General features: G+C 59.5%; 1 pseudogene. It reads left to right on the top strand.

Going from position 1 to position 1,680, the window contains the following annotated elements:
• Positions 1-1,680: pseudogene (locus tag HX884_RS26300) on the top strand (DUF927 domain-containing protein); the annotation flags it as partial.

The raw sequence follows: 1,680 nt of genomic DNA, 5'->3' as shown, positions 1-1,680 counted from the left end.
GCGGCGCGGGCGACGGGCTGGATTTAATCAAGCGGGTTAACAACTGCGACACCACGGAGGCGGCACAGCTTGCCGCTGACGTGCTGGGTATTGATTACCGGGCAGCGCAAACCGACCCGGCGGCAGCGAGCCATAGAAGAGAGCAACTGGAAGCTGACCGCCAGCAGCGTGAGCAGGAGCGCCAGAAACAGGCAGCAGAGGACGCAGAGCAGCGAAGGGCTACGTTTGCCCGTCTGTATGCCGGAATGCGCCAGAGCGTCACACGGGGCGAATCTGAGTACCTGCAATCAAAAGGGCTGACCGGGTTTAACTATCCGGTTATGCCGGATGGTTCGTTATTGCTGGAGCTGGTGGACGAATCCGGCGCAGTGGCAGCAGCGCAGACCATTACACCGCAGGGAGAGAAGCGACTTCTGACAGGTTCAGCGAAGCGCGGGGCATATCACGCCGTAAACGCACCAGAACAGCCGCAGAGCGTATTAATTGCCGAGGGGCTGGCTACCGCTCTTTCTGTTCACCTGATGCGCCCGGAGGCGCTCACACTGGCGGCAATTGACGCCGGGAACCTGATCCACGTTGCCGGAGTAATGCGCCGGAAACACCCGCAGTCGCAAATTATTATCGCCGCAGATAACGACCACCCTACAGCAGCCTCCGAAACCGGAGCCACCAACATCGGGAAGGAGGCCGCAGAGAAAGCGGCTTTATCCGTGGCTGGCTGGGTATCGCTGCCACCGACTGACAGCAAAGCTGACTGGAACGACTACCACCAGCAACACGGGCTGGAAGTCGCTACGGCTGCGTTTAATGATTCGATGTACCAGCCGCAGGGGGAATGCGTGAAACCACAACTACAGGCCATTGAGGGCGGTAAAACTGACCAGCCAGAGAAAGACCCGCTAAAACCCCGCATTGAGAGCCGCAAAGATGGCGTTTACTGGATCACGCCTAAAGTGGACAAGGAAAGCGGCGAGATTATCAACAATGAAAGCTGGCTGGCCTCACCGATGGACGTTATCGGCACCGGGCGGGACGACAAGGATCAGTATCTGATATTACGCTGGCTGGCCTTTGGCGCAGGCATACCGACAACAGCGGCTATCCCCCTGGCTGATATCGGGGAGCGCGAAGGCTGGCGCACCCTGAAAGCGGGCGGGGTTAACGTCACCACCAAAAGCAGCTTGCGGGCGATTCTGGCTGACTGGTTACAGCGTAGCGGCTCACGTGAATTGTGGCGTGTTGCTCACGCTACTGGCTGGCAGTGCGGGGCATACATCATGCCGGACGGGGAGATTATCGGCGCACCTGCACAACCCGTTTTATTCAGTGGCCGCAGTTCTGCCGCTGCCGGGTACACCGTGGCGGGAACCTCAGAGAGCTGGCGTAAGAGTGTTGCGCGTCTGGCATACGGTAACTACGCGATGATGACAGGCATTGCCGCCGCACTTGCAGCACCGTTAATCGGGCTGGCTGGCGCTGACGGATTCGGCATTCACTTCTATGAGCAATCGAGCGCGGGTAAAACCACCACAGCAAACGTTGCCAGCAGTCTGTACGGCAACCCGGACTTGCTACGCCTGACGTGGTAAGGCACGGCGCTGGGGCTGGCGAACGAAGCCGCCGCACACAATGACGGGCTGATGCCACTGGATGAAGTCGGACAGGGCGCAGACCCGATAA

It is taken from the genome of Enterobacter sp. SECR19-1250 (genome assembly GCF_013391025.1).
In the GTDB taxonomy this organism is placed as follows: Bacteria; Pseudomonadota; Gammaproteobacteria; order Enterobacterales; family Enterobacteriaceae; genus Enterobacter; species Enterobacter cloacae.
The sequence above is the reverse complement of the archived record's forward strand: the minus strand, read 5'-3'. Positions and strand labels throughout refer to the sequence as shown.